The sequence below is a fragment of the Kitasatospora sp. NPDC059462 genome, assembly GCF_042749955.1.
GTDB lineage: Bacteria > Actinomycetota > Actinomycetes > Streptomycetales > Streptomycetaceae > Kitasatospora.
Genome location: NZ_JBHYUU010000038.1, coordinates 1 through 18724 on the forward strand (window position 1 = coordinate 1; position 18724 = coordinate 18724).

The following is an 18724-nucleotide window of genomic DNA, read 5'->3' on the forward strand; positions in this document are numbered from 1 at the left end:
CCGACCCGCAGGCCGGCGCGCCGTCGCGCGCCCGGTTCGGTCCCGGGCCGGCGGCGTCTGCTCAGCGCAGGCGCGAGGAGGACAGGATCGACGCCAGGTGCGCGACGACCATGCCCCAGGTGATCACGGTGATCGCGGCGACCGTCGCCTGCGTCGGGTCGGTGTGGCCGACCACCGCGTCCACGACCGCCGCCGCCAGCAGCACCAGCGAGGCCTCGATCCCGTTGGTCACCCGGTGGATCTTGAAGACCGACGCCAGCCGGCGTGCCGTCGCGATGCCCTGCGAGCGCGGCTGCGTCGACTCCTCGTCCGCCGGCGCCATCCCGCTGCGCGCCCGCGCCACGTCCACCAGGTCCGTCGACGCCTTCAGCAGCACCACGCCCAGCGCCGCCGCCAGACCCACCGACACCCACAGCTCCGACCCGCCCCGGGCCGCCCGGACGCCCGCGCCGATCATCAGCGCCGCGTCGGCCAGGTACGCGCCGAGCCGGTCGACGTACACCCCGGCCATGCTGAACTGCTTCTTCCAGCGGGCCACCTCGCCGTCCACGCAGTCGAACAGCAGGAAGCCCTGCATCAGCACCACCGCCAGCACCGCGCCCGGCAGCCCCGGGATCAGCAGCGCGGCCCCCGCGCCCACCCCGCAGACCACCATCACCCAGGTCAGCGTGTTGGGCGACACCGGGGTCCGCACCAACTGGCGGGTGACCCGCAGGGAGACGGCGCGCATGTAGAGCCGCCCCGCCCAGTGCTCCCCGTTGCGGCTCGCCAGCTTCGCCTGCGGCTGGCAGACCTCCCGCAACTCGGCCAACGCCGGAGCAGCGACCGTCATGGTCCGACCCTTCCCTTCGCCTGTCTGGTCCCACCTGTGTGATCGTCCGGCCGACCGGCCCAAACGATCACACAGGCTAGAGGAGGTCCGGCGCCGGCTCCGACCCGGGCGTCACACCAGCGCGACGCCGCCCGCCGGCTCCGGTGCGCCGTCCCGGTACAGCCAGGCGCGTTCGGCGGCGGACCAGGCGGTGGTGGTCAGCAGGTAGACCCCGGCCGCCAGCGGCACGAGGGCGGCGAACAGCACCGTGCCGAAGGACAGGTACGGCAGCACCGCCGACCCGGGCTGCGGCGGCGCGCCCCCGCCCCCCGCCGCCTTCGCCGCCTGCTCCGCCTGCGCGCGCCGGGCCCGCCGGAAGCCGGTGTACGCCACCGCCGCCAGGCCCGCGTGGAGCACGGCGAACACCGCCCACTGCCCCGCGCCCTGCGCCGCGCCCACGTGCAGGCCGAGCGGGGCGCCGAACAGGGTGTGGCCGAGCAGGTCGTTCGGGGTGGTGAACAGCCGGTACATCACCGAGAAGAAGGGGATCTGCACCAGCATCGGCAGGCACCCCGCGAAAGGCGAGGCCTGCTCCTCCCGGTACAGCTCGGCGAGCGCCGCCCGGAGCTTCTCCGGGCGGCCCTTGTGCTCGCGGTTCAGTTCGGCGATCCGCGGCGCCAGCCGGGCGCGCGACTTCTCGCCGCGCGCCGCCGCCCGCGCCAGCGGGTGCAGCGCCAGCCGGACGCAGACGGTGAACAGGACGATCGCCAGTGCCGTCGGAACGACCTGCGCGAGTGCGGCGACGGCATCGTGGGCCAGGGTGACGGCCGGGTCGAGCACAGCGAAAACGGACATGGTGGAGCGAGCCCTCCGGGGTCTCGGGGTACGAGTGGTCGACGGAGGACGGCCGCGCGGGCGGTTCTTCGAGGGGTTACGCGGCCGCCGGGACCGCTCCCGGCGCCCTCGGGCGCCGCCGGCCCCGGGCGTCCGGATCGCGCTGCGGGAGGAACGCCGTCCGGAACGCGCGCCTGCGCAGCATCCCGTCCCGCACGTTCGCCGGCGCCCCCGCCCCCAGCAGCCGGGCGACGACCAGCGCCCCCGCGACCGCCCCGGCCACCAGCACCACGGCGGCCGCTGCCGCCACCGAGGTCAGCGACCCGCCGCCCTCGGCGAGCCACCCGCCCCCGCTCAGCACCCGGAGCACACCGAGCAGCATCGCGACCACCGTCACGTCCCCGCCCTCCTCCCGCGCCCCGGATCGGGCCTTCGGACCAGGAAGACGACCGGGCCCCCGCCCGGGTTCCCGTTCCCGGGGCTCGAAGGACGGACCGGTGCCCGCACGGGTGTAGCCGTGGGTGCTACGCGGGGCTACCTTGGGAGGATGAAGACGATTACCCAGCGGGAGTTCCGGAACAACTCCGCCGCGGTGATGGACGCCGTGGAGGCGGGGGAGATCTTCCACATCACCAGGAACGGGGTCGAGGTCGCGGAGCTGCGGCCGGTGGCGGGGCGGCGCAGGCTCACCGCGGAGGAGCTGGTGGCGCGGCACGTGAAGCTGCCGCGGGTGGACTACCAGCAGATGCGCAAGGAGGCCGAGGACTACTTCGGGCCCGAGGAACTGGTCGGGGACGAGGACGGCGACCCGTTCGAGCGACCGCGTGGCTGAGCGGCGCAGGGCGTCCCGGCGGCGGCCGGCCGGGGTGCTGGACACCTGTGTCTACATCGACCTGGCCCTGCTCAGCCCGGCCGACCTGCCGGCCGTGCCGGAGCTGACCGCGATCACCTTCGCCGAACTGCAGCAGGGCGTCTCGATGGCCCGCGACCCGGTCAGCCGGGCGGCCCGGATGGAGGTGCTGGGCGCGGCCATGGCGGACTTCGAGCCGCTGCCCTTCGACGCGGCCGCCGCCGCCCGGTACGGCACCCTGGTCACCCTGACCATCGCCGCCGGGCGTCAGCCGCGTCCGCGCCGGATCGACCTGATGATCGCCGCGATCGCTTCCGCGCACGGCCTGCCGCTGTACACCCGCAACCTCGCCGACTTCAAGGGCCTGGGCTCGGCCGTCGAGGTCATCGGCGTCTGACCGGGGTCGGACCGGGGTCGGGCGGGTGCGCGGCGGCGGGCCGGCGCGCGGTCAGCCGAGGCGGACCGTGGTGCCGGTGGCGGCGGAGGCGCGGGCGGCCTCCAGGACGGCGAGGGTGGCGACGGCGTCGCGCGGGTCGACCGGGGGCGGGGTGCCGGGGGTGGCCAGGGCGGCGGCGACGCCCGCGTAGAAGGCGGGGTAGTCGCCGGGCTCGGTGGGCACGGTGACCGACGACTCGTCGGTGCCGAGCACGCCGTCGCGGGCCGGGTCCTCGGCGCCCCAGGGGGTCGCGGCGTCGGGGCGCAGGCCGGAACGCAGGGCGGCCTCCTGGGGGTCCATGCCGGACTTGACGTACCCGGCGGTGTCGCCGAGGACCCGCAGGTGGGGGCCGACCAGCGGGGCGAGGGCGCTGGTCCACAGGTGGGAGCGGGTGCCGTCGGCGTGGGTGAGGGCGACGAAGGCGTCGTCGTCGACCACCGCGCCGTCGCGCCGGACGTCGATCTCCGCGTACACGGTGTCGACCGGCCCGAAGAGCGTGAGCGCCTGGTCGACGAGGTGGCTGCCGAGGTCGTAGAGGGTGCCGCCGACCTCGGCCGGGTCGGCGAGCTCGCGCCAGCCGGGCTTGGGCTTGGGGCGGAAGCGCTCGAAGCGGGACTCGAAGCGGTGCACCCGGCCGAGCGCGCCCTCCCGGACCAGTCGGGCGGCGGTGAGGAAGTCGCCGTCCCAGCGGCGGTTCTGGAAGACGGTGAGCAGGGTGCCGTCCGCCTCGGCGAGCGCGCAGAGCTCGGCCGCCTCGGCGGCGGTCCCGGCCAGCGGCTTGTCGACCACGGTGGCCAGTCCGGCGGCCAGCGCGGCGCGGGTGAGCGGGGCGTGGGTGCGGTTGGGGGAGGCGATGACGACCAGGTCGAGCGCCTCCGGGTCGGCGAGCAGCTGCTCGGGGGTGTCGACGGCGCGGGCGCCGGGGTGCTCGCGCCGCAGCTGCTCCCGGCGCTCCGGGTTGGCGGTGACCACCGCGTCCAGCCGGAGCCCGGGGGTGGTGGCGATGAGCGGGGCGTGGAAGGCGGAGCCGGCCAGGCCGTAGCCGATCAGACCGACGCGGAAGGGCGGGTGGTTGCCGGAGGGGGTGGCCGGGGCTCGGCGCGCGGAGGTCGTCATGCGCCCTACTCAACCACGGCGCGCCCATCCGGCCCGGGTTTCGGCGCCGGGCGCGGGGGCGGGTCCGCGGCGGGGACGTGCGGGGCTGTGCGGGGCTGTGCGGGGACGTGCGGGGCTGTGCGGCGACGTCCGGGGGGACGTCCGGGAGGACTGTGCCGCCGCCGCGGTGGGGGACGCGGCGGCGTGGCGTTCACGGTAGCCGTGCCGGGCCGCGCTGCCGAGGGGCATCGCTGCGGTTAGGGACGCCTTAAGGAGCCCTTGAGGAGGGCATGTCGACCGGTGCGGGAGGGGCCGGGGCCGTTCCGTCCAGCGGGACGTACTGCCGTCGACCAGGTGTGCGGATTAGGCTGTGGCCGGTTGGGGCAGCCAGCAGTACCCCCGGCGGTCCGGTGTCCCGAGGAGGGTCCGGCCGGTGGGAGGCGCAACGGTGACGGCGATGCGCCGCAATTTCGTACGACCATCGCATGACATGGCAAGACTTCGGGAGACACGCACGTGGCAGACCGCAAGCCCATCGAGTCCTGGCTGACCGACATGGACGGTGTCCTCATCCACGAGGGCACCCCCATTCCCGGCGCGGAGGAGTTCCTGCGCCGGCTGCGGGAGTCCGGCAAGCCGTTCCTGGTCCTCACCAACAACTCCATCTACACCCCGCGCGACCTCAGCGCCCGACTGGCCGGCATGGGCCTGGAGGTGCCGGAGGAGTGCATCTGGACCTCGGCCCTGGCCACCGCCAAGTTCCTCAAGGGCCAGCGCCCCGGCGGCACCGCCTACGTGATCGGCGAGGCGGGACTGACCACCGCGCTCTACCAGGCCGGCTACGTGCTGACCGACAACAACCCGGACTACGTCGTCCTCGGCGAGACCCGGACCTACAGCTTCGAGGCGCTCACCAAGGCGATCCGCCTGATCAACCAGGGCGCCCGCTTCATCTGCACCAACCCGGACGAGACCGGCCCGTCCACCGAGGGCGTGCTGCCGGCCACCGGCTCGGTCGCGGCGCTGATCACCAAGGCCACCGGCGTCGAGCCGTACTTCGTCGGCAAGCCCAACCCGCTGATGATGCGCGAGGCGCTCAACACGGCCGGCGCCCACTCGGAGACCGCCGTCATGATCGGCGACCGGATGGACACCGACATCGTGGCCGGCATGGAGGCCGGCATGGAGACCATCCTGGTGCTCACCGGCCTCACCGCCGCCGCCGACGTGGAGCGTTTCCCGTACCGGCCGACCCGGGTGGTCAAGTCGATCGCGGACCTGGTCGAGCTGGTCTAGCCTCGGCACTGCTGTTTGCGGGCCCCGCCCCGGCCATGACGGCCCGGGGCGGGGCCCGTTCGCCGTGCGCGTCGGGGAGGACGAATGGGCAGCGCGGGGGAGCCGGCGGGTGAGCCGGTGGAGAAGCGGGTCACCTGGGCGGAGCTGTACTTCGACCTGGTGTTCGTGTTCGCGATCACCCAGGTGTCGGGGCTGTTGCACCACCACCACGACTGGGCGGGCGTCGCCCGGGCGCTGGTGGTGTTCGTCCCGGTCTACTGGTGCTGGGTCGGCACCACCGTGCAGGCCAACATCCGGGACGTGGACAACGCGCGGGACCGGCTCGGCATCCTCGCCGTCGGCCTGACCGGTCTGGTCATGGCCCTGGCCGTGCCCGGGGCGTACGGCAGCCGGGGCGTGCTGCTGGGCGCCGGGTACTGGGCGGCCCGGGTGGTGCTGCTGCTCCTGCTGGTCCGCGTCCCCGGCGTCTGGCGCGGCCCGTACGGGGTGGGCGTGCTGGTCAGCGGGCCGCTGCTGGTGGTGGGCGGACTGCTGCCGGAGGGGTCACGGGTCTGGCTCTGGGCGCTGGCGGCGCTCTGCGACCTGTCCGCGCCGCTGGTGTTCCGCCGCCGGCTGGCCGACGTCTCCTACCACCCCGCGCACATGCCGGAACGGTTCGCCCTGTTCCTGCTGGTCGCGCTCGGCGAGTCGATCGTCGGGATCGGCGCCACCGCGGCGGCGGCCCGCCTGGACGCGGCCGAACTGCTCGCGGTCACCGCGGCGTTCACCATCTCGGCCGGGCTCTGGTGGCAGTACTTCGTCTACGCGGCCGATGCCATGCACCACGCCGTGGTCGTCGCGGACTCGCGCCGGGACGTCGTGCGCCGGGTCTTCCAGTACGGGCACCTGGCGCTGGTCGCCGGCGTGATCGCGGTGGCGGTCGGCTTCGGCGAGACGGTGGCCGATCCGCGCCGGGCGCTCGGCGCGGGCTCGGTGGCGCTGCTCTACGGGGGCTGCGGGCTGTACCTGCTGACCTTCGGCTACACGCGCTGGATGATGTTCCGGTCGGTCGCGACGACCAGGCTCGGGGCGGCCGCGGTGGTGCTGGCGCTCGCGCCGGTGATGGTGCGCTGGCCGGCGATCACCGCGCTGCTGGCACTCGCGGTGGTGCTGGTGGCGCTGAACGTCGTCGAGCACCTGCGGGTGGCGCGGGCGGCGCGGGTGGAGGCCGGCGGGGCGGGCCGCGGGACGGCGGGCGAGGCGGCGGGCAAGACGGTCGGTGAGGCGGTCGGTGGGGCGGTCGGGGACCCGGTTGTCGGTGGGCCTGTGTAGCGTTCGGGGTGAAAGAGGGCGCACGGCGCGAGGGGCGCGATGTGCCCGCAGGTCGGGGCGGTGCCGCGGTGAGCGGCCGTCCGGTGGGAGGTTGAGGTCGTCGTGACGGACACGGTCGAGGCGGGGACGGTCGAGGCGAACGTGGGCGGGGCGGAAGCGGGTGCCGGCCTGGAACTGCCGGAGTCCTGGCGCGAGGTGCTGGGCGCCGAGACGGAGAAGCCGTACTTCGCGGAGCTGGCGGCCTTCGTGGCGGCCCAGCGCGCGGAGCACCAGGTCTTCCCGCCGAGCGGGCAGGAGTTCTCCGCGCTGGAGGCCACGCCGTACGAGAAGGTCCGGGTGCTCGTCCTCGGCCAGGACCCGTACCACGACGACGGCCAGGCGCACGGCATGAGCTTCTCGGTGCTGCCGGGCACCAAGACGCCGCCGTCGCTGCGCAACATCTTCAAGGAGCTGGACGCCGACCTCGGCATCCCGGCGCCGGACAACGGCTACCTGATGCACTGGGCCGAGCAGGGCGTGCTGCTGCTCAACGCGGTGCTCACGGTGCGCGCGCACGAGGCCAACTCGCACAAGGCGAAGGGCTGGGAGAAGTTCACCGACGCGGTGATCAAGGCGGTGAGCGCGCGCGAGGAGCCGGTGGTCTTCGTGCTCTGGGGCAACTACGCCAAGAAGAAGCTCCCGCTGATCGACACCGACCGGCACGTGGTGGTCCAGGGCGCCCACCCGTCGCCGCTGTCCGCCAAGCTGTTCTTCGGCAGCCGGCCGTTCTCGCAGATCAACACCGCGCTGGACGGCTTCGGCGTCGACCCGATCGACTGGCGGATCCCGGACCTCAAGCAGGCCTGAGCCGCCACGCCCCCTCGCTCCGCCTGACGGGGCGTCTCGCGGCCCACCGGCGCCCGCCGTTCACCCGATCGTGAGCGGCGGGCGCGGTCCGGTGTGCGAAGCTTGGGGCCCGCCGGGTCGCCCGGACCGGGCAGGGGGAGGGGCGGCACGTGCGCCGAGTGGGGCGAGGGGCGGGGTTCCGGCCGGCCGTGGGGGCGGCGCTGCTGGGACTGCTGACGGCTGTCGCGGGGTGCGCGGGGGCGGGCTCCGGGGGGAGCGCCGACGCTCCGGGCGGGACCGCAGGCGCCGGGGGTCCGACGGCTGCGCCCTCCGCTCCGGCGGCGTCGTCCGGGGCGGGGGGCGGGGCCGGCCCCGGCACGCTGCCGCAGCTGCCCGGTCAGACCTTCTACGTCTCCGACCAGACCCCCGTGGCCCGTCAGTCGGCCGTCCTGCGCGGCCAGGGCCGGACCGCCGAGGCCGACAGCCTGCTGCGGATCGCCGCCCAGCCGTCCTCGCACTGGCTCGGCGACCAGGCGGCCCGGGACATCGCCGACCAGGTGAGCCGCAGCGCCGCCCGGGCCGACCGCACGCCGGTCTTCGTCGTCTACAACATCCCGCACCGGGACTGCGGCCTCTACTCGGCCGGCGGCGCGTCCGACGCCGCCGCGTACCGGTCCTGGATCACCGGGCTGGCGGAGGCGCTCGGCGACCGCCGGGCCTGGGTGGTGCTGGAGCCGGACGCGATCGCGCACACCCTGGACAACTGCGGGGTCAAGGGTGATGCCGCCGCCGAGCGGTACGGTCTGCTGGCCTTCGCCGTCCAGGAGTTGAAGAAGCGCCCGCAGGTGCGGGTCTACCTGGACGCGGGCAACCCCGGGTGGACGCAGGACCTTCCCGCGCTGGCCGGGGCGCTGCGCAGGTCGGGGATCGCGGCGGCCGACGGCTTCGCGGTGAACGTCTCCAACTTCTTCACCACCGACCGCAACGCGGCGTACGGCGCGCAGCTGTCCGCCCTGCTGGACGGCAAGCACTTCGTCGTCGACACCAGCCGCAACGGCAACGGCCCGCTGGACGCCGAGGCGTGGTGCAACCCGCCCGGCCGTGCGCTCGGCGCGCCGCCCACGACCGAGACCGGGCGGCCCGGCGTCGACGCCTACCTCTGGATCAAGAACCCGGGGGAGTCGGACGGCGAGTGCGGCCGCGGGGAGCCGCCGGCCGGCGAGTTCTGGCTCCCGTACGCGCTGGGACTGACGGGGGCCGTCGCCGGTACGGCGCGGTAGCGGCCCGGCTGCGTGGGCGGCTCTACGGCGTCACGGCTCTATGGCTCTACGGCTCGGCGGCTTGTCAGCTTGTCGGCTCGGGGGTTTTCCTCGGCCCGGGGCGTGACCTGTCAGGGTGTGACCTGGATCCAGCGGGCCTGCGACGGGGTTCCGGCGGCGTCCGTGACGAACAGCATGTACCAGCCGGGCGGCAGCAGGTTCGGGTTGGCGGGCAGGGACAGCGTCACGCCGTCCGCCGTGCGCGCCGTGACGTCCAGGGCCACCGAGCGCTGCTCGACGTCGGTGGCGTGGGTGACCGAACTCGGCCGGACCAGCTTGGCGGTGACGACGCCCTCCGGCGCCGGGGTGGTCACCCGGATGCTGCCGCCGAGCGCGGCGGCGGCCGGGGCGCCGGTCAGCCGGGGCCGCTCGCCGTGGAACAGGTAGGGCGGGCTGTAGATCTCGATCCGCTGCTCGAAGGTGCCCGGTTCGGTGCCCGCCTTGTCGTTGAAGAGCGGGTCGGAGCCGAGCACCGCCACCCGGCCGTCGGGCAGCAGCAGGGCCTCGGCGTGGTAGTTGCGGCCGATGGCGGGCTCGGCGGCGGTGCTGAAGGTGTTGGTGTCCGGGTGGTAGGTCTGCGCCTTGAGCAGGTCGCTGCGGTGCTTGCCCCGGTAGTCGCTCGATCCGCCGGTGGTGAAGACGGTGTCGTCGGGCAGGATCACGCTGTTGAGGTACCGGGTGCCGCCGGCCGGCAGGTCGGGGCCCGGGGTGAACGCGGGCCGGGCGGCGGCGAGGTCGGCGATGTCCGTGCGGGCGGTGGACAGCGGGGACTCGCCGACGCCCCCGCCGCCGAGCACCATCACCTTCTGCGCCTGCGCGGGCGGCAGCAGGACGGAGGAGGACGTCTCGGTGAGCTGTGGGTCGCGCAGGCCGGGGACGGGGTGGAAGCTGTTGTCGGCGAGGTCCCAGAGGCCGGGCTCGCGGCCCTTGTCGGCGGGCCCGTAGCCGGCGTTCGAACCGGAGTAGAAGAGCTTGCCGGACGCGGTGAGGAAGATCGACGGGTACGTCGGGAAGTAGCGGTCGGGCGCCTTTGACCAGGTCCGGCTCGCCGGGTCGTAGATCTCGTTGTCGTTGCCGCTGAGGATCTGGCCGGTGTCGTCCAGCCCGGAGACGGTGACCACCCGGCCGTCGCCCAGCCCGGTCAGCGTCGGGTACCAGCGGGCGTAGGCCATGTCGGTGACCTGCTCGTACATCTCGGTGTCCGGGTTGAACTCGAAGGCGGCGCGGATGCCCTGGTAGTCCTGCTTCTCCAGGGTCATCCGGTCGGCCGTGCCGTAGAGGTTCCGGGCGTCGGCGCCGGTCAGGCCCTTGATCGTGTACTGGGCCGGGGAGTCCAGCACCGAGTCCCGGCCGGGTGCCACCGCCTCGGCGAACACCTTGACCTCGGAGGCCTTGACGACGGTCGCGGCGCCGGCGCCGGTCTTGGTCGCGGCGGGGACGGTGAGGTCGGCGGTGGAGACGTACTCGCGGCCGTTCGGCGCGCGGAAGACGGTGCCCCGGGGGAGGCTGCGGGCGGCGTCCGGGTCCTCGTTGCGGACCCGCATGGTGCCGGCCGCCTTCTTGACCGCGCTGTCCAGCGCCTCGTAGCGGCGGGTGCCGCCGGCGACCAGCATCCTGCCGTCGGGCAGCGCGGTGTGGCCGCCGCAGAACATGTCGGCGGGGGTCGGGACCGCCTTGTAGGTGTTGGCGGCCGGGTCCCAGAGCAGGCTCTTGAAGGTGCCGGCGTCGAAGTCCTTCTGGTTGTTGCCGGACCCGGCGATGATCAGGACCTTGCCGGTGCGCAGCAGGGCGGCGTGGATGGCGTTGATCCGGAACTCGGCGGGGAGCACCAGGGTCTGCCAGTGGCCGTACCCCGCCTTGTAGGCGGGGCGGTTGACGACGTAGTGGTGGTACTGGCCGGTGGCGAAGCCGAGTACGGCGGGTGCGTTCATCCCGGCCACGGTCAGGGCGACGGTGCTGCCGAGGGCGAAGCGCCGGGTGCGGCCGGTGTGGCGGATCTTCACGGTGGTTCGTCATCCCCTCGTGGCGGGTGCGGGCTCTGCGGTGTCCGTGTCCGTGTCCGTGTCCGTGGCTGGTGCTGGTGCTGGTGCTGGTGCTGGTGCTGGTGCTGTGGCGGTTGCTGGTGCGTGGGCGGAGCCGGCGGCTGCTCCGGCCGGGGTGAGGGCGAGGGTGGAGACGGGCCGGGCCCGGCGGCGGCGCACGGCGTCCGCGGCGAGCAGCAGCACCGGCAGCACGCTGAGGAGGAGGGCCAGGCAGGCCCAGGCCCGCATGGCGACGTGGTCGTGGCCGGTCCGGAAGGAGGCCGCGACGGCGCCGCCGAACACCACGGCCCAGAAGAGGTGGAGGCGGAAGGTGGCCGGCCGGTCGGGGCTGGTCGAGGTGCCCTTCGGCGTCACCACGAAACGGCTGCGGATCCGCAGCAGGGTCTGCAGGAGCGAGGCCGCGTAGACCGGGCCGCACAGGGCCGACATCACCATGCCCGCCACCCCCGACGAACCCGCCGGCTCGTGCGGGCTCACGTTGTGCTTGCGGTTCCAGGTGTAGAGCAGCATCTGCAGGGCGGCCGCGTCGCTGTAGAGCGCCATCCAGACCTCGGAGGACACGTGGACGCCCGAGGCGCCGAAGCCCAGGTAGAGCACGCTGGAGACCCCGCCGAGCAGCCAGGTCAGCGCGGCCATCGGGTAGAAGGAGACCAGCAGCGTGTAGTTCAGCAGCCGGCCCGGCGACAGCCCCCACGCCGCCCGCCAGTACTGGGTCAGCAGCGTCTCGTACGTCCCCCGGCTCCAGCGCAGTTGCTGGGAGAAGAAGTCCGTCCAGGAGGACGGTCCCTCGCCGATCGCCAGCACGTCCGGCGTGTAGACCGACTTCCAGCGCGCGCCGGTGGCCGGGTTGCGCCGCCGGTGGAACTCCAGGCCGGTGGCCATGTCCTCGGTGACCGAGTCGTAGAGCCCGCCGATCGAGCGCAGCGCCTCCAGCCGCACGGCGTTGTTGGTGCCGACGAACATCGGTGCGCCGTAACGGTTCCCGGCCCGCTGGACCAGGGCGTGGAACAGGTACTGCTGGCTCTCCGAGAACTTGGTGACCAGTGAACCCGAGCTGCGGTAGTTCCCGTAGACCTGCGGGCCGACGACGAACGCCACGTCGGGGTCGCGGAAGTAGCCGAGCATGCGCTCGCAGAACTCGGGCAGCGGCACGTGGTCGGTGTCCACCGAGATCCAGAAGTCGTAGTCGGCGCCGTACGCCTGGAGCCAGCTGTTGTAGTTGCCGTGCTTGGTCCTGGCGCGGAACCGGCCCTTGGGCGTGTTCCACTGCGGGATCTCGTCCCGGCTGAAGTGGCGAACGCCCAGCTGCTCGCAGAGCTCGCGCATGGCGGGATCGTTCCCCTCGTCCAGCAGCCAGACCTGGTAGGGCCCGTCGTGCCGGACGGCCAGGGCGGCGGTGAGCGTGGCGCGCACCATCTCGGGCGGTTCCTTGCCCGGGACGAAGGTGGTGAGGAACGCCACCCGGGTGCCGCGTTCGGGCGTCACCGGGACCGGATCGCGGGCGGCCAGCGTCGCATGGGCGTTGGAGACGACGTTGACCAGCCGGAACGCCTCGACCACCGCGATGATCCCGATCATCACCTTGTCGCCGACCAGCAGCCAGGTGTCGGTCTCGCCGGGCCGGACCGGCCAGTGGCCCGGCTGGAGCAGCCAGACCAGCAGCACGGTCTCGACCAGGGGCGCGGCCAGCAGGAGCAGCGCGGCCCGGATGCGGTGCGGCTCGCGGCTCAGCAGGCTGCGGTACCGCACCTGGTACGGCTCCCCGGCCGCGCCGGCCTCGGTGGCGCCGGCCTCGGCCGGGGTGACGTCGGTGGCGGTGACGTCGGTGGCGGGGCCGGCGAGGTGGCTGAAGTAGGCGTAGTCGTACGGGGCTTCGGGCACGGCGACCGGCTCCGGCGGGGCGGGCGGAGCGGACGGGCCCGCGTCCTGCACCCGACGCGAGAACGGCCCGGCCATGTGCGCTCCCCCTCGTGGCCGGCCGTGCGGACCTGCCTCTGGTGCGTACTCCGACCGGGGGTGTGCGACCCGGTGCGCCGCGCGGTCGCACGGCGGCGGACGACCGGTTCCCCCGGAGCCCCGCGCCGATGCCGGGCCGGCGTCCGGCGAACCGCTCCGCCTCCGGGATTCCTGCGGTTCCGGCGGCCCCGGACTCCCTTCCGGGGATGCCGGGATCCCCGGGCTTCCTCAACTGTCGCGGAGGGGCCGCCCGATTGCAACCGGTCCGGGGAATGATCGATGTGCGGGCATGTGGACATGGCGATTCCCGGCCAATCGCAGGTGGGCCCGTGCTATGCGGGGGCCGAACCACCCGGTGGCAGCAGGGCGGCCCCGGTGGCCGCCCGCACCTCGTCGAAGGTCACCCCGGGTGCCGTCTCGACCAGCCGCAGGCCCTGGGGCGTCACGTCGATCACCGCGAGGTCGGTGACGATCCGGTCCACAACCCCGAGGCCGGTGACGGGAAGTGACAGTCGTTCGACGATCTTCGGCGAGCCGTCCCGTGCCGTGTGCTCCATCACGACGATCAGCCGCCGGGCGCCGTGCACCAGGTCCATCGCGCCGCCCATGCCCTTGACCGTGCTGCCGGGGATCATCCAGTTGGCGAGGTCCCCGGCGGCTGAGACCTGCATCGCGCCGAGCACGGACACGTCGATCCGGCCCGACCGGACCATGCCGAAGGAGGACGCGGAGTCGAAGGACGAGGCCCCGGCGGCGAGCGTCACGGTCTCCTTCCCCGCGTTGATCAGATCCGGGTGCTCGTCGCCCTCCACCGGGTACCCGCCGACGCCCAGGACGCCGTTCTCGGAGTGCACCACCACGTGTACGCCGGGCGGGGGGTGACCGGGGATCAGCGTCGGCAGTCCGATGCCCAGGTTGACGTACTGGCCGTCGCGCAGCTCGCGCGCTGCCCGGGCGGCGAGCGCGTTCCGGGCGTCGGTGGCGGTCGGTGCCGTGGGGGTCGGCGTGGTGGGGGTCGGCGTGGTGGTGGTCGGTGCGGTGGCGGCATGCGTGCTGCCGGCGGCGCGGACGGTGCGCCGCTCGATCCGGCGGTCCTCCGGGTCGGCCGCGACCACCCGGTCGACGTACACCCCCGGCAGGTGGACGGCGTCCGGGTCCAGCTCGCCCGGCTCGACGATCCGGTCCGCCTCGACCACGGTGATCCGCCCGGCCATGGCGCAGAGCGGGTTGAAGTTCCGGGCGGCAGCGTGGAAGACGCAGTTGCCGTGCCGGTCGGCGACCTCGGCCCGGACCAGCGCGAAGTCCGCCGTGATGGCCTCCTCCAGCAGGTGGCGGCGGCCGCCGAACTCCCGGACCTCCTTCGGCGGTGAGGCCACCGCGACCGACCCGTCCGCCGCGTAGCGCCACGGCAGCCCGCCCTCCTCGACCTGGGTGCCGGCCCCGGCGGGGGTGAAGAACGCGGGGATCCCCGAGCCGCCGGCCCGCAACCGCTCGGCGAGCGTGCCCTGGGGTGTCAGTTCGACCTCCAGCTCGCCGGAGAGGTACTGCCGCGCGAACTCCTTGTTCTCCCCGACGTAGGAGGACGTCATCCGGGCGATCCGCCCGGCCCGCAGCAGCAGCCCCAGCCCCCAGTCGTCCACCCCGCAGTTGTTCGACACCACCCGCAGCCCGGTGGTGTCCGTGGCCGCGAGCGCGCCGATCAGGGTGCTGGGGATGCCGCAGAGGCCGAAGCCGCCGACGGCGAGCACCGCGCCGTCGGGGATGTCGCCGACCGCATCGGCGGCGGAGTCCAGGACCTTGTCCAAGGTGTCACCTCGTGGAGGGGGAGCGGGAGGGAAGGGGGAGCGGTGTGCGGCGGGTCCGGGACGAGCCCGCGTCGGGCCTGAGCCGGGCCGGGTTCCGCTGCCACGCCAACCGTCACCTCGGCCGGCCCGGTACGGCCATGTCGGCCGCCGCCACGCCTCGCCGGTGGCTCATGGCGGGCCGTCACACCGGAGCGCCGCCGGGCCGTCGTCCGGCGGGCGGTATGGAGCCGGCCGCCATAGCGGAGCGGGCCGATCCGTAGGCCGGGCACATGTCGCCGCCCGCACACCCCACCTACGGTTCCGGCAACCACCCCCACGCCACCCTCAGGAGCCGGTCACCATGCGCAGCTCGACAGCCCCCACCCGGACCCGCTCCGGCGCCCGCCCCGCGCGCGGGCTCGCCGCCGTCGCGGCCTGCGTCCTCCTCGCGGCCGGCTGCGCCAAGGCCGGCACCGCGGGCACCACCGCGGCGGACGGCGCCGGATCCAGGAGCCCGGTCAAGGTCGGCCTGGTGTACTCGAAGACCGGCCCGCTCGCCGCGTACGGCAAGCAGTACCTGGAGGGCTTCAAAGCGGGGCTGAACTACGCGACCAAGGGCACCGGCGCGGTCGACGGGCACCGGATCGAGGTCGAGGAGCAGGACGACGCGGGCGACCCGGCCAAGGCGGTGTCGGCAGCCAAGGACCTCATCGGCAAGGGCCACAAGATCCTGGCGGGCTCCACCGCCTCCGGCGTCGCCCTCCAGGTCGGCCCGATCGCGGCCCAGAACAAGGTGCTCTTCATCAGCGGCCCGGCCGCCGCCGACAAGGTCACCGGACTCAACACCTACACCTTCCGTTCCGGCCGCCAGTCCTACCAGGACATCCGGACGGCGGCCTCGTTCATCGGGGACGCCAAGGGGCGGAAGGTCACCGTGCTCGCCCAGGACAACGCCTTCGGGCAGGCCAACGTGGCCGCCGTCAAGGGCGTGCTGGGCGCCCAGGGCGCCACGGTCGACGCGGTCCTCGCCCCGCCGAGCGCGACCGACCTGACCCCGTTCGCCACCCAGGCCAGGAGCGCCAAGCCCGACCTGCTGTTCGTGGCCTGGGCCGGTGACACCTCGGCGGCCCTCTGGACGGCGCTCAACCAGCAGGACGTCTTCGCCGACACCAAGGTCGTCACCGGGCTGGACCTCGCCGCTTCCTACCCGCTGTTCGGCCCGGCGGGCGAGAAGATCTCCTTCCTGAACCACTACTTCGGCGGGGCCGCCGGCACCCCGGTGGAGAAGGCCATGGACGAGGCCGTGACCGCCGCCGGCGGCAAGTCCGACATCTTCACCCCGGACGGCTTCACCGCCGCCCAGATGATCGTGCACGCCGTGGAGGCCAACCAGGGCTCGGCCGACGACACCGCCGCGCTGGTGAAGGCCCTCGAAGGCTGGAGCTTCGACGGGGTCAAGGGCCGAACCACGGTGCGCGCCGAGGACCACGCCCTCCTCCAGCCGATGTTCCAGGTCCGGCTCACGGGCTCCGGTGCGGCCGCCAAGCCCTCGGTGGAGAAGACACTGAGCCCCGACGAGGCCGCGCCCCCGGTCACCCCGATGGCGGGCTGATCATGTCCCGACCTTCCTCCTCCGCTCCGTCCTCCTCTGCTCCTCCCTCCTCCGCGTGGGCCCCTCAGGGCGGTTCTCCGGCCACCGCGGCGGCCCCGGCCGCCCCGGTGCTGCGGGCGACCGGCCTGGGCTGGTCCGTCAGGGGTGTGCCGATCGTCGAGGACGTCTCCTTCACCGTCCCGGAGGGCGAGTTCATCGCCTTCATCGGACCCAACGGCGCAGGAAAGACCTCCCTGTTCAACCTGATCTCCGGCCTCTACCCGGCGAGCCACGGCCGGCTCGAACTCGACGGCACCGACATCACCGCCGAGCCCGTCCACGCCCGTGCCCGCCGAGGCCTCGGCCGGACCTTCCAGACCTCCTCCCTGTGGCCCGGGATGACGGTGGCGGACCACGTCCGCCTCGCCGCGCAGGCCGCCGCCGGCCCCCGGGTCTCGTACCGGCTCTGGCGCCGCGCCGGCCGCTACCCGGAGCAGGTGGCCGAGACCCTGGAGCGCACCGAACTCGCCCACCGCGCCGACACCCTGGCGAGCGCGCTCTCCCACGGCGAGAAGCGCAAGCTCGAACTCGCCGTCCTGCTGGTCTCCGACCCCCGGCTCATCCTGTTGGACGAACCGATGGCCGGGGTCAGCGCGGAGGAGGTGCCGGCCCTCACCGCCCTCATCCGCTCCGTCCACCGCGATCTCGGCCGCACCGTGCTGATGGTGGAACACCACATGGACGTCCTGCTCGGCCTGGCCGACCGGCTCGCCGTGATGCACCACGGCACGCTGCTCGCCCTGGATGCGCCGGACGCCGTGATGGCGGACGCCACCGTCCAGCAGGCCTACCTCGGGGAGGCGTTGTGACCGACGGCCACGACTCCACCGCCTCCGACCGCTCCCTCCTCTCCGTCCGCGATCTGCGCGTGGTCATCGACGGCCTGCACATCCTGCACGGCGTCGACTTCGACGTCGCGCCGACCGGCGTGACGGCCCTGCTGGGCCGCAACGGCGCCGGCAAGACCACCACGGTCAAGGCCGTGATGGGCCTGGTGCCGCGGACCGGCAGCATGCGCTTCGCCGGTGCCGAACTCTCCTCCCTTCCGACGCATCTGGTGGCCCGCCAGGGCATCGGATACGCCCCGGAGGACCGCGGGATCTTCGCGGGCCTGACGGTCGCCGAGAACCTCCGCCTCGCCGAGCGGGGCGGGGGCTCCGAGCCCGACTACCGGCTGGTCCACGAGCTGTTCCCCGAACTCGAACAGCGGGCCGGTCAGTTGGCCGGGACGCTCTCCGGCGGGCAGCAGCAGATGGTGGCCATCGGCCGGACCCTGCTCAACCGGAACCGGCTGATCATCGCCGACGAGCCCACCAAGGGCCTGGCGCCGAAGATCGTCGCCGAGGTGGCGGACGTCCTGGCCCGCGCGGCGCAGGCCGTCCCGGTCCTGCTCGTCGAGCAGAACCTCGCCCTGGTCCGCCGGCTGGCCGGGACCTGCGCCGTCCTGGCCGACGGCCGCACCGCCCACCGGGGCGACACCGCCGCGCTGTTGGCCGACGAGGACGCCGCCCGCCGACTGCTCGGTGTCGGCGGCCGCCGCCCCGGCGGCGCCACCGTCCGCGTCACTACGGAGGTGAACCCCTGATGGACACCGTCGTCCTCCTTTCCTGTACCGGTCTGGGTCTGGGTGCGCTGTACTTCCTGGTCGCCTCCGGTCTGTCGCTGATCTTCGGTCTGATGGACGTGCTCAACTTCGCGCACGGCGCCCTGCTCTCGGTCGGCGCCTACGCCACCTGGTGGGCCGGTGCCGAGGCCGGACTCTCCTTCTGGCTCGCCGTGCCCTTCGGCACGCTGGTCGGAACGGCCGCCGCCGTCCTGCTGGAACTCGCCCTGATCCGCCCGCTCTACAGCCGCCCGCGCGACCAGATCCTCGCCACCGTCGGCGTCGGGCTGGCCGTGCCCGCGCTGCTGATGGGGATCTGGGGCGCCGACGCCCGCCCCTTCCCCCAGCCGGCACTGCTCTCCGGCACCTGGCACGTGCTCGGTGCGACCGTCCCGGTGAACCGCTTCGTGCTGGTGGCAGCCGCCGTGCTGCTCCTGCTCGCTCTGAAGATGTTCCTCGCCCGTACCCGCTACGGGCTGATCGTCCGGGCCGGCGTCGAGGACCGGGTGATGGTCACCGCGCTCGGCATCGACGTCCGCAAGGCGTTCACGCTCGTCTTCGCCATCGGGGGCGCCGCCGCCTCGCTCGGCGGCGCCCTCGGCGGCCTCTACTTCGGTTCGGTCAATCCCGGCCAGGGCACCGGCCTGCTCGTCTTCGCCTTCGTCGTCGTCGTGATGGGCGGCATGGGCTCCGTCACCGGAGCCGCCGTCGCCTCGGTGTGCGTGGGCCTGGTGCAGCAGTTCGCCAACTACTACACCGCCGCCGGCCTCGGCGACCTCTCGGTCGTCGTCCTGCTGGCCGTCCTGCTCCTGGTACGGCCCCGCGGACTCACCGGGAGGCTCGCGTGAGTGCGAAGACCCCCGCCGCGAGCACCGGTGGCACCGCCGCCGACCGCACTGCCGTGACCGTAC

General features: G+C 73.9%; 16 protein-coding genes and 2 pseudogenes. 10 read left to right on the top strand and 8 right to left on the bottom strand.

Annotated features, from left to right (window positions below):
- Positions 1-61: 61 nt before the first annotated feature.
- The 3 genes from ACFXAM_RS12890 to ACFXAM_RS12900 all read right to left on the bottom strand — a co-directional run bounded on the left by ACFXAM_RS12890 (position 62) and on the right by ACFXAM_RS12900 (position 2042).
- Positions 62-832, bottom strand: coding sequence for a CDP-alcohol phosphatidyltransferase family protein (locus ACFXAM_RS12890; RefSeq protein ID WP_380290378.1), 771 nt, complete (start codon positions 830-832; stop codon positions 62-64).
- Positions 833-943: 111 nt separating this feature from the next.
- A complete protein-coding gene (locus tag ACFXAM_RS12895) occupies positions 944-1666 on the bottom strand; it encodes a YidC/Oxa1 family membrane protein insertase (RefSeq protein WP_380290380.1) in 723 nt (240 codons plus the stop codon).
- A gap of 76 nt (positions 1667-1742) precedes the next feature.
- A complete protein-coding gene (locus tag ACFXAM_RS12900) occupies positions 1743-2042 on the bottom strand; it encodes a DUF6412 domain-containing protein (RefSeq protein WP_380290382.1) in 300 nt (99 codons plus the stop codon).
- 150 nt (positions 2043-2192) lie between these two features.
- Between ACFXAM_RS12900 and ACFXAM_RS12905 the strand changes: the two genes are divergently transcribed.
- Positions 2193-2477: a type II toxin-antitoxin system Phd/YefM family antitoxin gene (locus ACFXAM_RS12905; RefSeq protein WP_380290384.1), complete on the top strand. Its 285-nt coding sequence runs from the start codon at positions 2193-2195 to the stop codon at positions 2475-2477.
- The gene (locus ACFXAM_RS12910; protein ID WP_380290386.1) at positions 2470-2892 is read left to right on the top strand and encodes a type II toxin-antitoxin system VapC family toxin; all 423 of its coding nucleotides are present in this window, start codon (positions 2470-2472) and stop codon (positions 2890-2892) included. Before ACFXAM_RS12905 ends, ACFXAM_RS12910 begins: the two co-directional genes overlap by 8 nt.
- Before the next feature lie 51 nt (positions 2893-2943).
- Here the strand turns inward: ACFXAM_RS12910 and ACFXAM_RS12915 are convergent, their stop codons facing one another.
- Positions 2944-4047 (bottom strand): Gfo/Idh/MocA family oxidoreductase, encoded by a 1104-nt coding sequence (locus tag ACFXAM_RS12915; RefSeq protein ID WP_380290388.1) that lies wholly within the window; start codon positions 4045-4047, stop codon positions 2944-2946.
- Positions 4048-4542: 495 nt separating this feature from the next.
- Between ACFXAM_RS12915 and ACFXAM_RS12920 the strand changes: the two genes are divergently transcribed.
- The 4 genes from ACFXAM_RS12920 (at position 4543) to ACFXAM_RS12935 (ending at position 8738) form a co-directional block, all read left to right on the top strand.
- Complete coding sequence (locus ACFXAM_RS12920; protein ID WP_380290390.1) at positions 4543-5322, top strand: HAD-IIA family hydrolase; 780 nt, start codon at positions 4543-4545, stop codon at positions 5320-5322.
- Between the two features lie 84 nt (positions 5323-5406).
- Positions 5407-6633 (top strand): low temperature requirement protein A, encoded by a 1227-nt coding sequence (locus ACFXAM_RS12925; protein WP_380290392.1) that lies wholly within the window; start codon positions 5407-5409, stop codon positions 6631-6633.
- Between the two features lie 168 nt (positions 6634-6801).
- Positions 6802-7479, top strand: a complete 678-nt coding sequence (locus tag ACFXAM_RS12930) for a uracil-DNA glycosylase (protein ID WP_380290451.1) — start codon at positions 6802-6804, stop codon at positions 7477-7479.
- Between the two features lie 149 nt (positions 7480-7628).
- On the top strand, positions 7629-8738 hold the full coding sequence (locus ACFXAM_RS12935) for a glycoside hydrolase family 6 protein (protein WP_380290394.1): 1110 nt from the start codon (positions 7629-7631) through the stop codon (positions 8736-8738).
- A 110-nt stretch (positions 8739-8848) separates the two neighbouring features.
- Here ACFXAM_RS12935 and ACFXAM_RS12940 read toward each other — a convergent pair whose 3' ends face one another.
- The 4 genes and pseudogenes from ACFXAM_RS12940 to ACFXAM_RS12955 form a co-directional block, all read right to left on the bottom strand.
- Positions 8849-10780 carry a galactose oxidase-like domain-containing protein gene (locus tag ACFXAM_RS12940; RefSeq protein WP_380290396.1) on the bottom strand — a complete coding sequence of 644 codons (1932 nt, stop codon included), beginning with the start codon at positions 10778-10780 and terminating at the stop codon, positions 8849-8851.
- A 9-nt stretch (positions 10781-10789) separates the two neighbouring features.
- A complete protein-coding gene (locus ACFXAM_RS12945) occupies positions 10790-12775 on the bottom strand; it encodes a glycosyltransferase family 2 protein (RefSeq protein ID WP_380290398.1) in 1986 nt (661 codons plus the stop codon).
- Between the two features lie 332 nt (positions 12776-13107).
- A pseudogene (locus ACFXAM_RS12950) lies at positions 13108-13737 on the bottom strand (3-oxoacid CoA-transferase subunit B); the annotation flags it as partial.
- A gap of 93 nt (positions 13738-13830) precedes the next feature.
- Positions 13831-14580, bottom strand: a pseudogene (locus ACFXAM_RS12955) (CoA transferase subunit A); the annotation flags it as partial.
- A gap of 340 nt (positions 14581-14920) precedes the next feature.
- On the opposite strand from ACFXAM_RS12955, the gene ACFXAM_RS12960 reads away from it, so the two are divergent.
- The 4 genes from ACFXAM_RS12960 (at position 14921) to ACFXAM_RS12975 (ending at position 18661) form a co-directional block, all read left to right on the top strand.
- Positions 14921-16171 carry a substrate-binding domain-containing protein gene (locus ACFXAM_RS12960; protein WP_380290400.1) on the top strand — a complete coding sequence of 417 codons (1251 nt, stop codon included), beginning with the start codon at positions 14921-14923 and terminating at the stop codon, positions 16169-16171.
- A 146-nt stretch (positions 16172-16317) separates the two neighbouring features.
- Positions 16318-17019 carry an ABC transporter ATP-binding protein gene (locus ACFXAM_RS12965; RefSeq protein ID WP_380290402.1) on the top strand — a complete coding sequence of 234 codons (702 nt, stop codon included), beginning with the start codon at positions 16318-16320 and terminating at the stop codon, positions 17017-17019.
- On the top strand, positions 17016-17795 hold the full coding sequence (locus ACFXAM_RS12970) for an ABC transporter ATP-binding protein (protein WP_380290404.1): 780 nt from the start codon (positions 17016-17018) through the stop codon (positions 17793-17795). Before ACFXAM_RS12965 ends, ACFXAM_RS12970 begins: the two co-directional genes overlap by 4 nt.
- A complete protein-coding gene (locus tag ACFXAM_RS12975) occupies positions 17795-18661 on the top strand; it encodes a branched-chain amino acid ABC transporter permease (protein ID WP_380290406.1) in 867 nt (288 codons plus the stop codon). The genes ACFXAM_RS12970 and ACFXAM_RS12975 overlap by 1 nt, the downstream gene beginning before the upstream one ends.
- The last annotated feature ends 63 nt before the right edge of the window (positions 18662-18724 follow it).